The organism is Curtobacterium poinsettiae, from assembly GCF_047226435.1.
GTDB classification, from domain to species: Bacteria; Actinomycetota; Actinomycetes; order Actinomycetales; family Microbacteriaceae; genus Curtobacterium; species Curtobacterium poinsettiae.
Genome location: NZ_CP178434.1, coordinates 3,319,771 through 3,334,385, shown reverse-complemented (window position 1 = coordinate 3,334,385; position 14,615 = coordinate 3,319,771). Strand labels below are relative to the sequence as shown.

Sequence of the window (14,615 nt, the reverse complement as noted above, 5' to 3'; positions counted from 1 at the left end):
CCCCGATGGCTACCCCCAAGACTGCCGCGCGCAAGCCGCGCCGCAAGGAGAAGAAGAACGTCGCTGTGGGCCAGGCCCACATCAAGAGCACGTTCAACAACACGATCGTCAGCATCACCGACCCGTCGGGTGCCGTCCTCAGCTGGGCGTCCTCGGGTGCCGTGGGCTTCAAGGGTTCGCGCAAGTCGACGCCGTTCGCGGCGCAGCTCGCTGCCGAGTCCGCTGCGCGTCAGGCGCAGGAGCACGGCGTCAAGAAGGTCGACGTCTTCGTGAAGGGCCCGGGTTCGGGTCGCGAGACCGCGATCCGTTCCCTCCAGGCCGCTGGCCTCGAGGTCGGCTCGATCAACGACGTCACGCCGCAGGCGCACAACGGGTGCCGCCCGCCCAAGCGCCGCCGCGTCTGACGCGAGGAGCAACCGGCCGCGCCCTGCTCGTCCCCTGACCGGATCCGTTCCGGCGAGGGCGGGCAGGGCCCGCGGCCATTCCTGGTCGTTCGATCGCGCACGTGTGTGCGCGTGATCACAACTCAACAGACCCGTCGGGGCCCATGCGGCCCCGTCGTACCGCCAAGTGTCATATAGCGGACACTTCGCCGAAAGGAATCCCACAGTGCTCATTGCACAGCGCCCCACCCTGACCGAGGAGCCGATCTCCGAGCACCGCTCGCGCTTCGTCATCGAGCCGCTCGAGCCCGGCTTCGGGTACACCCTCGGCAACTCGCTGCGCCGCACGCTCCTCTCCTCGATCCCCGGCGCGGCTGTCACCAGCATCCGCATCGACGGCGTCCTCCACGAGTTCAGCACCGTTCCCGGTGTCAAGGAAGACGTCACCGAGATCATCCTCAACATCAAGAGCCTGGTCGTCTCCAGCGAGCACGACGAGCCCATCACGGCGTACCTGCGCAAGCAGGGTGCCGGTCAGGTCACCGCAGCGGACATCTCCGCTCCGGCCGGCGTCGAGATCCACAACCCGGAACTCGTCATCGCGACCCTGAACGACACCGCGCGCTTCGAGCTCGAGCTGACGATCGAGCGTGGCCGTGGCTACGTCTCGGCGACGCAGAACCGTTCCGAGTTCAGCGAAGCCGGTCAGATCCCGATCGACTCGATCTACTCGCCCGTCCTCAAGGTCACCTACCGCGTCGAGGCGACGCGTGCCGGTGAGCGCACGGACTTCGACCGCCTGGTCGTCGACGTCGAAGCGAAGCCGGCCATCACGCCGCGCGACGCCATCGCGTCGGCCGGTCGCACGCTGGTCGAGCTGTTCGGGCTCGCTCGCGAGCTCAACACGGCGGCCGAGGGCATCGAGATCGGCCCCGCGCCGGTCGACGCCGTGCTCTCGAACGAACTGCAGACCCCGATCGAGGACCTCGACCTGTCGGTCCGCAGCTACAACTGCCTGAAGCGGGAGGGCATCAACACGGTGTCCGAGCTCGTCGCCCTGTCGGAGACGCAGCTCATGAACATCCGCAACTTCGGTCAGAAGTCGGTGGACGAGGTCAAGGACAAGCTCACCGAGCTCGGCCTGTCCCTCAAGGACACCGTCCCCGGATTCGACGGCGCCCACTTCTACAGCGGGTACGACGAGGACGAGTCCAACAACTGACCTCGCGCTCACGCGCAAGCGCGCTGACACCGCGCGCACCACTTTCACCACTGGAGAACTGACATGCCGAAGCCCACCAAGGGCCCCCGCCTCGGTGGCGGTCCCGCCCACGAGCGCCTGCTCCTGAGCAACCTCGCCAACGCCCTCTTCACGCACGGTCGCATCACGACCACCGAGACGAAGGCCAAGCGCCTCCGTCCGGTCGCGGAGCGTCTCATCACGTTCGCGAAGCGCGGCGACCTGCACGCGCGTCGTCGTGTGATCAGCATCCTGCGCGATAAGTCCGTCGTGCACACGCTGTTCACCGAGATCGCCCCCCAGGTCGAGGACCGCCAGGGTGGTTACACCCGCATCACGAAGCTCGGCTTCCGCAAGGGCGACAACGCCCCGCTGGCGTCGATCGAGCTCGTCCTCGAGCCCGTCTCGAGCACGCCCGCTCCGGTCAAGCGCAACTCGGCTCCGGCCGCTGCTGCCGCCCCGGCCGCCGACGAGACCACCGAGGAGGCCCCGGTCGAGGAGACCGAGACCACCGAGGAGTCCGCCCCGGTCGAGACCGAGTCCGAGACCGAGGCAGCTGCCGAGGTCGAGGCCGACGCCGCCGAGAAGTCGGACGACGCCGACACCAAGTAGTCCGGTGCGCCCCTGGCGCGCTGCACCACCACGACGAAGCCCCCGCGACCCAGGTCGCGGGGGCTTCGTCGTGCCCGAGGCTGGTCGCGCTCACCGACGGCTCGGCGTAACGTCACCGGCCGGGTGCGACGGAGGGAAGTCATGGCGTTCCAGCACGTAGCGGGTCTGGGGACACGGGTCTGGCGGTGGAGCCGGACCTCGGGCACGCAACCGCGCCTGCTGCACGCAGGCAAGGCCGCTGCCGCCGCGGTGATCGCCTGGTTCGTGGCGCAGCACATGCCGGGCGTCGCGGCCGAGTACCCCTACTACGCACCGCTCGGTGCCGTCGTCGCGATGCAGACCACGGTGTTCGCGGGCATCCGGAGCGGCGTGCAGACCCTGGTCGGGATCGCGCTCGGCATCCTGATCGCCGGGTTCACGATGTGGGTCGGGGACCCCGGTTTCCTGGCGATCGCCCTGGCGGTCGGCGTCGGTGTGCTCGTCGGTGGGTTCCGCGTGCTGGGCGAGGGCAGCTCGTGGGTGTCCACCGCGGCGCTCTTCGTGCTGCTCGTCGGCGGCGCGCACGCCGAGGGCTACTCGCTCGGGTACCTGGTGCAGATGGCCGTGGGCGTGGTCGTCGGGCTGCTCGTCAACTTCCTGGTGTTCCCGCCGCTGCACTTCTGGGACGCCGAACACCGCATCGACGCGGTGAACGGCGTGCTCGCCGACCACCTCGACGGCCTGGCTGCCGTGCTCGAGGAGGGCAAGCGCGACGAGAAGGCGTGGGACCACCAGCAGGACCGCCTGGACCGCGCCATCGCCGACGTGCGATCGCGCGTGGCGATCGCGCACGAGAGCCGACGGCTCAACCCCCGCGGTGCCCTGCGCGGATCCCGCGCGCGGCTCCAGAAGGACGGTGGACGCTTCCGCGCGCTGGAACGGGTCGCCTGGTACACGACGGACCTCACCGAGCTCGTGGCACGTTCCGGCCCGGTGTCCGAGGGCGTCGGGCGGCCGGACCCCGCCTTCGCCACGCCCATCGCCGAGGCGGTCCGGAAGATCGCCAGCACGATCCGCGGCGACTCCCCGGAGGACCAGGCCGAGGCGGCGATCGCCGACCTCGAGCAAGCGCTCGACGCCTCGCGCGAGAACCCCTCCCACGTCGCCGTCACGTCGGCCGCGCTCGTCGCCCTGCGTGGGATCGTCGAGTCCGAGCGACGCGCCACCGACGACCTCGACACCCGCACGGGCCCGTCAGCGTTCGGTCGGCCGCGCGGCTGAACGGGTGCAGGCAGCCACGACCCGGTGGACGGGGCACCTGCCGGGAGGCACGGACCACCCCCGCTACGGTGGTCACGTGGACGAGACGGCCGGGTTGCAGGATTCCGACAGCACCGCCGACGTGCGGCTGCGGCTCGACATCGCCTACGACGGGGCCGCGTTCTCCGGGTGGGCACGGCAGCCCGGGCTCCGGACCGTGCAGGGTGCCCTCGAAGCCGCCCTCGCCACCGTCTTCACCCGCTGGGGCGAACCGCCGCTGCTCACCGTCGCCGGACGCACCGACGCCGGCGTGCACGCCACCGGGCAGGTCGCGCACCTGGACCTGTCGGCAGAGCAGTGGGCAGCACTCACCGGGAAGCGTGGGTCGGGCCGCTCACCCCTCGACGGGTTGCGCAAGCGGGTGAACGGCATCGCGGCACCCGAGGGGGACGTCGTCGTCACCGGGGCCTCGGTGGCGCCCGCCGGGTTCGACGCCCGGTTCTCGCCACTCTGGCGCCGGTACGAGTACCGGATCGCGGACGCCGACGCCCCGCGCGATCCACGTCGGCGGGGGCACACGCTCTGGCACGCGGCGCGGCTCGACCCGGCAGCGATGGAGCGCGGTGCGCTGACGCTGCTCGGGCTGCACGACTTCGCGACGTTCTGCAAGCCGCGCGAGGGGGCGACCACCATCCGGACGTTGCAACAGTTCCGCTGGGACCGCGAGCCGGACGGCGTGCTGGTGGCGCGCCTCCAGGCCGACGCCTTCTGCCACTCGATGGTGCGGGCCATGGTCGGCGCGACCATCGCCGTCGGCGAGGGCCGCTTCGGCCCGGACCGCCTCGAGGAACTGCGCGTCGCCGAGGAACGCACCAGCGCGTTCAAGACGGCGCCCGCGAAGGGACTGACCCTGACCGAGGTGGGCTACCCGGCGGACGCTGCGCTCGCGGAGCGGGCGGAGCAGACCCGGGCCCGACGCTCGGCGGACGGTACCGTCGAGGGATGAGCCCGCGCGAACCCCGTTCCGTCGTGTCCGTCGCCCCCGGAGTCGTCTTCGTCGAGGGCCCCGTGTCCAACTGGGTGGTGCTGGCGGAGGAGGACGGCGTCGCGCTCATCGACGCGGGGTACCCGGCCGACACGGACCTGGTGCTCGACACCGTGCGCGCCGCCGGACACGACCCCGCCGACCTCCGACGCGTCTACGTCACGCACGGACACGTCGACCACGTCGGCGGCATCCCCGGGATCCTGGAGCGGTACCCGCACGTCGAGGTGCTCGCCCACGCCGACGAGCTCGACAACGTCCGCGGGCCGGAGCGGCAGCAGGTCACCCCGGCGGAGATCGGCGGTCGGCTCGCCAGCCCACGCGTCCTCGCCTGGTTGGCACGGGCGATCCGGTCGGACGCCCTGCGGCCCACCACCGTGCCGTCGGCGCGTGCGTTCACGGGCGCGGACTTCGCGGGACGCGCGATCGCGCCGCTCCCGGCCGTCGGGCACACCGACGGTTCGACGGCGTACCTGCTGCCCGCAGCCGACGCGATCGTGACGGGCGACGCGGTCGTCAGTCGCCACGACACCCAGCCCGGGTCGTGGGCCCCGCGGCCGCGGATGATCACGCCGTTCTTCACCGCCGACCAGGACCGCGCGCTCGAGTCGGCGCGGGCGCTGCCGTTCCCGGCACTGGTACTGCCCGGACACGGACCAGCCGTGCGGCGCGTGGGCGGGACCTGGCTGCCGATCGGCTGATGCCGCCGCATCGCTGATGTTGCCGAACGCAATCATTTACCTCAGCGCAACCTGAATGTCCCCGCAGGTCGGTAGCGTGCGGGCATGGCCAACACCCTCGGGCGCACTCTGCTGTGCGCCACGGCGGCCGCGACGCTCCTCGCGGCACCACTCGTCACCGTCACCGCAGCGTCCGCGAACCCCGAGGGGACCGGCCTCGTCATCGAGGAGGCCTACCTGAAGGCGGGCAGCAAGGGCGCCTCCTACAACCAGAAGTTCGTCGAGATCGGCAACCCGACCGACGCCCCGGTGTCGCTCGACGGGTGGTCGCTGCAGTACCGCTCCGCGACGGGCACCGGCACCTTCTCGGCCAGCGCGCTCGCGGGCACCGTGCCGGCGAAGGGCACCTTCCTGGTGTCGATGGCGGGCAACGGCGGGGCCACCGCGGCCGGCGAGGACCTGCCCGCCGACGACGACACCGCGTCGCTCACCCCGTCGGGCACCACGGGCACCCTCGTGCTCTCCGACGCCACCGCACCGCTGGCGCTCGCCGCCGGACCCGTCGCCGCAGGCACCGACGGCGTCGTCGACCTGCTCGGCTACGGCGCCTCGAACACGTTCGAGTCGACCGTCCGCACCGTGACCGGGGACAACTCGGTGCCGAACGGCCTGGTCCGCCAGGGCACCACGGACACCGACGTCAACGGCGCGGACTTCTCGGTGACGACGACGCTCACCCCGCGGAACGCCGCGGGCGAGACGACGGCGCCGACCGAACCCACGGACCCGACCGACCCGGGCGACGGCGGGACCCCCACGCCCGGCACCCCCGCCGAGACGGTGACCATCGCCCAGCTGCAGGGCACCACGGACACCTCGCCGTACGCCGGCAAGAACGTCACGACCGACGGCGTCGTCACCGCGGTGTACGGCACCGGTGGCTTCGACGGCTACACGATCCAGACCGCCGGCACCGGCGGCGCGATCGACCTCGGCGCCCACACCGCGTCCGACGCCGTGTTCGTGTTCTCGTCCGCAACCGCCGGACTGGTGCAGCGGGGCGACCACGTCCGCGTCACCGGCGCCGTGTCCGAGTACTTCGGCCTGACCGAGCTCACGGTGTCCGGCGCCTCGTCGCTGCAGCAGCTCGACGACACCGTCGCGGCACCGCAGCCCGCCGCGGTCGCGTTCCCGTCGTCCGACGCCCAGCGGGAGTCGCTCGAGAGCATGCTCGTCGCTCCCCAGGGCGCGTACACCGTCGCCGACAACTACACGACGAACCAGTACGGCGAGGTCGTGCTCGCCAGTGGGACGAAGCGTCTGGTCCAGCCGACCGAGGTCGGTCGCCCCGGCAGCGCCGAGGCGAAGGCCGTCGAGGCCGACAACGCCGCGCGCAAGGTCACGCTCGACGACGGCGCGAGCACGAACTTCCTCACCCAGGCGAACCAGGGCATCCCGGTGTCGTGGCTCACCCAGGGCCCCGTCACCGTCGGGGCCGCCGCCACCTTCACCGAGCCGGTCGTCCTCGACTACCGCAACAACGGGTGGAAGTTCCAGCCGACCGCGCCGATCACCGGTGCGACCCCGGCGGCCGACCTGCCGGCGTCGTTCTCGAAGGTGCGCCAGCCGGCACCGCAGGACGTCGGCGGTGACCTGAAGCTCGCCGGCTTCAACGTGCTCAACTACTTCCCGACCACGGGCGACGAGCTCACCGGCTGCAAGTACTACACCGACCGTGCCGGCGACCCCGTCACGGTGAACTCCGGCTGCGACGCCCGCGGCGCCGCTGAGCAGGAGGACTTCCTGCGCCAGCAGGTCAAGATCGTCAAGGCCATCAACGGGCTGGACGCCGACGTCGTCTCGCTCGAGGAGATCGAGAACTCGGCCCGCTTCGGCCAGGACCGCGACGCCGCCGTGGCCACCCTGGTCGACGCGCTCAACGCCGCCACCGGCCAGGACACCTGGGCGTACGCGAAGTCCCCGGCCGTCGTGCCCGCGAGCGAGGACGTCATCCGCCTCGCACTCATCTACAAGAAGGCCCGCGTCGAGCCCGTCGGCGAGTCCACGATCCTGCTCGACGACGCGTTCACGAACGCCCGCCAGCCCGTCGCGGACGCGTTCCGCCCGGTCGGTGGCACCGCGGACGACGACTTCCTGGTGATCGCGAACCACTTCAAGTCCAAGGGCTCCGGCACCGGTGAGAACGCCGACCAGGGTGACGGGCAGGGAGCGTCGAACGCGTCCCGCGTGGCCCAGGCGAAGGCCCTCGTGACCTTCTCCAGCGCCATGCAGGACCAGTACGGCACCGACAAGGTGTTCATGCTCGGCGACTTCAACGCCTACAGCAAGGAGGACCCGGTGGTCGTCCTCGACGGCGCCGGCTACACCGACCTCGGCCCGGCTCGGGACAGCACCGAGTACTCCTACGTGTTCTCCGGCCTGAGCGGTTCGCTCGACCACGTGTTCGCCTCGAAGGCCGCACTCGAGACGGTCACGGGCGTGGACATCTGGAACATCAACTCGGTCGAGTCGGTGGGCCTGGAGTACAGCCGCTACAACTACAACGCGACGAACCTGTACACCGACGACGTGTACCGGGCGAGCGACCACGACCCGATCCTGGTCGGCTTCGACCTGGACGCCCCGGGCACCGAGCCCGGGACCGACCCGACCCCGGTGCCGAGCCCGACGCCCTCGAAGCCGACCCCCGCTCCGACCCCGTCGGCTCCCGGGGCGGTGCCGCCGGTGGCCCCGTCGGAGACCGGTCTCACCGACGCGAACCGCGGGAGCGTCTCGGCTCCGGCGTCGGCTCGTGCGGGGGAGACCATCACGGTGACGGTGGGTACTGCGTCTGCCGGTGACACGGTGAACGTGTGGTTGTTCTCGGAGCCGACGCTGATCGGCACGGCTGTGGTCGCTGCTGACGGGACGGTCCGGGTGACGATCCCTGCCGACACGGTGGTTGGTGCACACCGGTTGGCGGTGACGGCTGCGGACGGCACGCTGATCGGGTGGACCCCGATCACGATCACCGCGGACGGGCAGCTCGCATTCACGGGAGCGTCGGGGCTCGGTGCCGGTGCGCTGGTGGCGTTCCTGCTGCTCGCGGCGGGTGCGGGTGTGCTGGTCGTGCGTCGCCGCCGTCGGGCTGCGGCTGCGGAGTAGTCCCCACGCCCCACGTCGGGGCGATGAGTGTGCAGAAGACGTCGGGTTCGCGGTGCGGACCCGACGTCTTCTGCTCACCATGCGCGGTGGGCGCGACCGCGCGGCGGACTGGAGGCGCGGTGCGGGGCCGCCCCGCGCCTCCAGGCCGCGGGTGGCCGCGTTTGACCGACGCACCCCGCGTCGGCTAGGCTCTCACCTTGGTCTGTGCGCCCCGCGCGCGGACAGTCAGATGAGCCCTCCAACCGAGGTGTTCCCCGTGCTTCTGCCCGCGGAACTCCCGACCGGAGTGGGATTCACGGACTCCTCACCTCGACACGAAAGCAGCACTCCTGTGACTCGCACGTTCTCACCGAAGCCGGCAGACGTCCAGCACGACTGGATCGTCATCGACGCCACCGACGTCGTCCTCGGCCGTCTCGCCACCCACGCCGCGGCGCTCCTGCGCGGCAAGCACAAGGCCACCTTCGCCCAGCACATGGACATGGGTGACTACGTCATCATCGTGAACGCCGACAAGGTCGCACTGACCGGTTCGAAGCTCGCGAAGAAGGTCTACTACCGTCACTCGGGGTACCCGGGCGGCCTGACGGCGACCTCCTACCCGGAGATGCTCGAGAAGCACCCCACCCGCGCCGTCGAGAAGGCGATCCGCGGCATGCTGCCGAAGAACACCCTCGGCCGCGAGCAGCTCAAGAAGCTGAAGGTCTACGCCGGCGCGGAGCACCCGCACGCCGCGCAGCAGCCCAAGGCGTACATCTTCGACCAGGTCGCACAGTAGTTCCGGCCACGACGACTTCAAGGACATAGAGAAACTCATGGCTCAGATCGCTGATTCCCTCGACCAGACCCCGGAGAGCTTCACCACGGAGAGCGCACCCGCCGCTGCCGAGGCTGCTCCCCGTCAGATCCTCAACGTCTCCGGCGGTGCCGTCGGGCGCCGCAAGGAGGCCATCGCGCGCGTTCGCCTCGTTCCGGGCTCCGGCACGTTCGTCGTGAACGGCCGCACGCTCGAGGACTACTTCCCGAACAAGCTGCACCAGCAGCTCATCAACGACCCGTTCAAGGTGCTCGAGCTCCTCGGCTCGTACGACGTCGTCGCCCGCATCACCGGTGGCGGCCCCTCGGGTCAGGCCGGCGCGCTCCGCCTCGCCATCGCCCGCACGCTGAACGAGATCGACCGTGAGAACAACCGCGCGGCCCTCAAGAAGGCCGGCTTCCTCACCCGTGACGCCCGCGTCATCGAGCGCAAGAAGGCCGGTCTCAAGAAGGCCCGCAAGGCGTCGCAGTTCTCGAAGCGCTAGTCGTCACCGGCTGAAGATCGCCATGCCGCGTCTGTTCGGTACCGACGGGGTTCGTGGTCTCGCCAACGGCGAGCTGACGGCCGCGCTCGCACTGGGTCTTGCCCAGGCGAGCGCGGCCGTCCTCACACACGGACACCATGCCGACGCCCGCCGGGCGTCGGGTCGACCGCGCCCGCGCGCGGTCCTCGCGCGTGACCCGCGCGTCTCCGGCGAGTTCCTCGGTGCCGCCGTCGCGGCCGGGCTCGCCTCGGCCGGCGTCGACGTGCTCGACGCCGGGGTCATCCCCACGCCCGCCGCGGCGTTCCTCGTCGCGGACATCGACGCCGACTTCGGCGTGATGATCTCCGCGTCGCACAACCCCGCTCCCGACAACGGGATCAAGTTCTTCGCCACGGGTGGTCGCAAGCTGCCGGACGAGGTCGAGGACCGCATCGAAGCGGCCATGCACGACCACTCCGCACCGACCCCCACCGGCATCGACGTCGGGCGCATCTCGCGGTTCGCCGACGCCGAGGACCGCTACGTGGTGCACCTGCTCGGCACACTGCCGCACCGGCTCGACGGAATCCACGTCGTGCTCGACTGCGCCAACGGTGCCGCCGCTGGCGTCTCACCCGAGGTCTTCGTCAACGCGGGTGCCCGCGTGACGCTCATCGGTGCCGACCCCGACGGTTGGAACATCAACGACGGCGTCGGGTCGACCCACATCGACAACCTGTCGCGCGCCGTGCTCGAAGCCGGCGCGGACGTCGGCATCGCGCACGACGGCGACGCGGACCGCTGCCTGGCGGTCGACGCCGCGGGCAACGCGATCGACGGCGACCAGATCATGGCGATCCTGGCGTTGTCGCTGCAGGAGCGCGGACGCCTGAAGGACGACACCCTCGTCGCGACGGTCATGTCGAACCTCGGGCTCAAGCGGGCCATGGCCGACGCGGGCATCACCGTCATCGAGGCCGGTGTGGGCGACCGCTACGTGCTCGAGAAGATGACCGAGGGCGACTACTCCATCGGTGGCGAGCAGTCCGGCCACATCATCTTCAACGAGTTCGCCACCACGGGCGACGGCATCCTCACCGGGCTCCACCTGGTCGCCGAGATGGCGCGGACGGGCAAGACCCTGCAGGAGCTCGCCTCGTGCATGACGGTGTTCCCGCAGGTGCTGCTCAACGTCCGTGGCGTCGACCGTCACGGGCTCGCCGACCAGGGCGTGCAGGACGCCGTGACTGCGGCGTCCGCGGCACTCGGCGACACCGGTCGCGTGCTGCTCCGACCCTCCGGCACCGAGCCGGTCGTGCGGGTCATGGTCGAGGCTGCGTCGCAGGACGACGCCCAGCGCATCGCCGAGGAGCTCGCCGCCGTCGTGCAGGACCGCCTGGCGCTCGACGCCGCGTAGGTTCCCCTCCGCAAGACACCGGTGTTCGCCGGTTGAACACGCGCAGGACGCGGTTCAGCTCGCGAACACCGGTGTTTTGCTGCCCGCTCCCGTTCAGATCTTGCGGAGCAGGACCGAGTTCACCTTGTGGTTCGCGCCCTTCTTCAGCACCAGGGTGGCGCGGGAGCGCGTGGGCAGCACGTTCTCGAGCAGGTTCGGCTCGTTGATCGCCCGCCAGACCTCGGTCGCCGTCCGCACCGCGTCCTCACGCGAGAGCGAGGCGAACCGGTGGAAGAACGAGTCGGGGCTCGAGAACGCCTCTTCCTGCAGGGCGAGGAACCGGTCGACGTACCAGGACTCGATGTCCTTGGTCTTCGCGTCCACGTAGATCGTGAAGTCGAACAGGTCGGACAGCGCGAGCCGCCCGTGCACCGGGGGCGCCAGCACGTTGAGACCCTCGACGATGAGCACGTCGGGCTGCCGGACGACGATCTCGGCATCAGGCACGATGTCGTAGACCAGGTGCGAGTAGTACGGTGCCCGGACCTCGGTTGCCCCGCTCTTCACCTGGCTCACGAAGCGCAGCAGGGAGCGGCGGTCGTACGACTCCGGGAAGCCCTTGCGGTCCATGATCCCGCGGCGCTCCAGCTGGGCGTTCGGGTACAGGAAGCCGTCGGTCGTCACGAGCTCCACGCGAGGGGTGTCCGGCCAGCGCTTCGTCAGCTCCCGCAGCAGACGGGCGACGGTGGACTTGCCGACGGCGACGGAACCCGCGACGCCGATGACGAACGGCGTGCGTCCGGCGCGCTCACCCAGGAACCGGCTCGTCTCGGCGTGCAGGTTCCGTGCGCCGGCCGCGTAGAGCGTGAGCAGGCGGGACAGGGGCAGGTAGACCTCCTGCACCTCCTGCATGTCCAACCGGTCGCCGAGTCCGCGCAGCTGCACGATCTCGGTCTCGGTGAGCGACAGGTGCTCCTTGGGTGCGAGCTGCGACCACTCGGCACGCGGGATCTCCACGAACGGGGTCGGGTGCGCGACGGCGGTCTCCGGGATCGGCATGGGATCGAGCGTACAGACGGGAGGCCCGGGGCACGTGAGCCGGTCGGCTCACGTGCCCCGGGCCTCCCGGCCAGTGCTCGGTGCGCGCCCGCAGGACGCGACGCGTCAGGCGGGCAGGGCCGCCTCGATGGCGGCGACGACCTCGGGGGCGTCCGGCTTCGTGGTGGGGCGGAAGCGCGTGACGGTGCCGTCGGGGGCGACGAGGAACTTCTCGAAGTTCCAGCTCACCCGACCGGCCTTGCCGTCGGCGTCCGGGGTCTCCTTGAGGGCCTGGTAGAGCGGGTGGGCGCTCTTGCCGTTGACCTTGACCTTCTCGGACATCGGGAACGTCACGCCCCACGTGGTGGAGCAGTACTCGTCGATCGCCTCGGACGAGCCGAGCTCCTGCAGGAACTGGTTGCTCGGGAAGCCCAGCACCGTGAACCCGCGGGGGCCGTACTGCTTCTGCAGGGCCTCGAGCTGCTCGTACTGCGGGGCGAGGCCGCACCGGGAGGCGACGTTCACGACCAGTACGGCCTTGTCGGCGTAGGCGCCGAACGTGGTGTCCTCGCCGTGCAGCGTGGTGATGGCGATGTCGTCGAAGCGTCCCATGGCCGAAACGTTATCCCCACCCCCGGGACTTCGCAGGGTCGGCGTCCAGGCAGACCGTAGGATCGGTCCCATGTGTGGAATCGTCGGCTACGTCGGCAGCAACAGCAGCCAGGACGTCCTCCTCGGTGGCCTCCGCCGCCTCGAGTACCGCGGCTACGACTCGGCGGGCATCGCCGTGGTCGACCCAGCCGGAGACCTCGTGTCGGCCAAGAAGGCCGGCAAGCTCCAGGCCCTGGTCGACGAACTCGAGTCGTCGCCGATCCCGGACGGCACGACCGGCATCGGGCACACCCGCTGGGCGACCCACGGCGGCCCGACCGACGGCAACGCCCACCCGCACCTGGCCGACGGCGACAAGCTCGCCCTCATCCACAACGGCATCATCGAGAACTTCTCCGAGCTCCGCGCCGAACTGCAGGCCGAGGGCATCGAGTTCCGGAGCGAGACCGACTCCGAGGTCGCCGCGCACCTGGTCGGGCGGGCCTTCCGCGACACCGGTGACCTGACCGCCGCCATGCAGCAGGCCGTGCAGCGGCTCGAGGGCGCCTTCACGCTCCTCGTCGTGCACGCCGACCAGCCCGGTGTCGTCGTCGGCGCCCGTCGCAACTCGCCCCTGGTCGTCGGGCTCGGCGACGGCGAGAACTTCATGGGCTCGGACGTCGCCGCGTTCGTCGCCTACACGCAGCGCGCGCTGTCGATCGGGCAGGACGAGATCGCCACGATCCGCCCCGACGGCGTCGACGTCATCCACTTCGACGGCACCCCCGCCGCGCCGACCGAGTTCGAGGTCAACTGGGACGCCTCCGCCGCCGACAAGGGCGGCTGGTCCTCGTTCATGGCGAAGGAGATCAGCGAGGAGCCCGAGGCCGTCGCCAAGACGATCCTCGGCCGTGTCCACGACGGCGCCGTCACCCTGACCGACCTCGACCCGATCGCCGAGCGCCTGGCGACCGTCGACCGGGTCATCGTGATCGCCTGCGGCACCGCCGCCTACGCCGGCATCCTGGGCAAGTACGCCATCGAGCAGTGGGCCCGCATCCCGGTCGAGGTCGAGCTCGCCCACGAGTTCCGCTACCGCGACCCGGTGCTGAACGAACGCACCCTGGTCGTCTCGATCAGCCAGTCCGGCGAGACCATGGACACGCTCATGGCCGTCAAGTACGCCCGCGAACAGGGCGCCCAGGTCCTGTCGATCTGCAACACCCAGGGCGCCACGATCCCGCGTGAGTCCGACGCCGTGATCTACACGCACGCGGGGCCCGAGGTCGCCGTCGCGTCCACCAAGGCGTTCATCGCCCAGGGCGTCGCGCTGTACCTGCTCGGGCTGCACCTGGCGACGCTGCGCGGCACGCTCACCACCGAGCAGATCGCCGAGCAGGTGGCCGAGCTCGAGGGGCTCGCACCGAAGCTGCAGCAGACCATCGAGGACGCCGCCGGCATCAAGGACCTGGCCCGCTGGATGGCGGACACCCGGAGCGTGCTGTTCCTCGGTCGCCACGTCGGCTACCCGATCGCGCTCGAAGGTGCGCTGAAGCTGAAGGAACTCGCGTACATCCACGCCGAGGGCTTCGCCGCCGGTGAGCTCAAGCACGGTCCGATCGCGCTGATCGAGCCGGGCCAGATCGTCTTCGTCATCGTGCCGTCGCCCCGCGACCCGCGATCGCTGCACCCGAAGGTCGTCTCGAACATCCAGGAGATCCGCGCCCGCGGTGCCCGGGTCATCGCCATCGCGGAAGAAGGCGACGCCGCGGTGCTGCCCTTCGCCGACGAGGTCCTGCGGATCCCGCTCGCGACCCCGCTGTTCGAGCCGCTGCTCGCCGTGGCCCCGCTGCACATGTTCGGCATGGAGCTCGCCGCGGCCAAGGGCCTCGACGTCGACCAGCCACGCAACCTGGCGAAGTCGGTCACCGTCGAGTAGTCGAGAC

13 protein-coding genes are annotated in these 14,615 nt (G+C 70.7%); 11 read left to right on the top strand and 2 right to left on the bottom strand.

The annotated features are described in order from the left end of the window. The first annotated feature begins 5 nt into the window (after positions 1–5). From rpsK to glmM, 10 genes are all read left to right on the top strand, one after another. Complete coding sequence (gene rpsK / locus ACL00U_RS15695; protein ID WP_017885507.1) at positions 6–404, top strand: 30S ribosomal protein S11; 399 nt, start codon at positions 6–8, stop codon at positions 402–404. Positions 405–609: 205 nt separating this feature from the next. Then, entirely contained in the window at positions 610–1,605 is a 996-nt protein-coding gene (locus ACL00U_RS15690) for a DNA-directed RNA polymerase subunit alpha (protein WP_017885506.1), read from the top strand. 63 nt (positions 1,606–1,668) lie between these two features. After that, positions 1,669–2,235 carry a 50S ribosomal protein L17 gene (rplQ, locus tag ACL00U_RS15685; protein ID WP_042537495.1) on the top strand — a complete coding sequence of 189 codons (567 nt, stop codon included), beginning with the start codon at positions 1,669–1,671 and terminating at the stop codon, positions 2,233–2,235. Positions 2,236–2,376: 141 nt separating this feature from the next. Beyond that, positions 2,377–3,495 carry an FUSC family protein gene (locus ACL00U_RS15680; RefSeq protein ID WP_017885504.1) on the top strand — a complete coding sequence of 373 codons (1,119 nt, stop codon included), beginning with the start codon at positions 2,377–2,379 and terminating at the stop codon, positions 3,493–3,495. 76 nt (positions 3,496–3,571) lie between these two features. Next, positions 3,572–4,480, top strand: coding sequence for a tRNA pseudouridine(38-40) synthase TruA (truA, locus tag ACL00U_RS15675; protein ID WP_175470701.1), 909 nt, complete (start codon positions 3,572–3,574; stop codon positions 4,478–4,480). Continuing rightward, a complete protein-coding gene (locus ACL00U_RS15670; RefSeq protein ID WP_017885502.1) occupies positions 4,477–5,220 on the top strand; it encodes an MBL fold metallo-hydrolase in 744 nt (247 codons plus the stop codon). Before truA ends, ACL00U_RS15670 begins: the two co-directional genes overlap by 4 nt. 84 nt (positions 5,221–5,304) lie before the next feature. Next, positions 5,305–8,364: an ExeM/NucH family extracellular endonuclease gene (locus tag ACL00U_RS15665; RefSeq protein ID WP_017885501.1), complete on the top strand. Its 3,060-nt coding sequence runs from the start codon at positions 5,305–5,307 to the stop codon at positions 8,362–8,364. Positions 8,365–8,695: 331 nt separating this feature from the next. After that, complete coding sequence (gene rplM / locus ACL00U_RS15660; RefSeq protein ID WP_017885500.1) at positions 8,696–9,142, top strand: 50S ribosomal protein L13; 447 nt, start codon at positions 8,696–8,698, stop codon at positions 9,140–9,142. Positions 9,143–9,179: 37 nt separating this feature from the next. Then, positions 9,180–9,665: a 30S ribosomal protein S9 gene (gene rpsI / locus ACL00U_RS15655; protein ID WP_017885499.1), complete on the top strand. Its 486-nt coding sequence runs from the start codon at positions 9,180–9,182 to the stop codon at positions 9,663–9,665. Between the two features lie 22 nt (positions 9,666–9,687). Next, positions 9,688–11,061: a phosphoglucosamine mutase gene (gene glmM / locus ACL00U_RS15650; RefSeq protein WP_056072023.1), complete on the top strand. Its 1,374-nt coding sequence runs from the start codon at positions 9,688–9,690 to the stop codon at positions 11,059–11,061. A gap of 93 nt (positions 11,062–11,154) precedes the next feature. Here glmM and coaA read toward each other — a convergent pair whose 3' ends face one another. After that, complete coding sequence (gene coaA, locus ACL00U_RS15645; RefSeq protein WP_017885497.1) at positions 11,155–12,099, bottom strand: type I pantothenate kinase; 945 nt, start codon at positions 12,097–12,099, stop codon at positions 11,155–11,157. Between the two features lie 105 nt (positions 12,100–12,204). Beyond that, positions 12,205–12,690 (bottom strand): glutathione peroxidase, encoded by a 486-nt coding sequence (locus ACL00U_RS15640; RefSeq protein WP_017885496.1) that lies wholly within the window; start codon positions 12,688–12,690, stop codon positions 12,205–12,207. A gap of 70 nt (positions 12,691–12,760) precedes the next feature. Between ACL00U_RS15640 and glmS the strand changes: the two genes are divergently transcribed. Further along, positions 12,761–14,608, top strand: a complete 1,848-nt coding sequence (gene glmS, locus ACL00U_RS15635; protein ID WP_017885495.1) for a glutamine--fructose-6-phosphate transaminase (isomerizing) — start codon at positions 12,761–12,763, stop codon at positions 14,606–14,608. Positions 14,609–14,615: the final 7 nt, after the last annotated feature.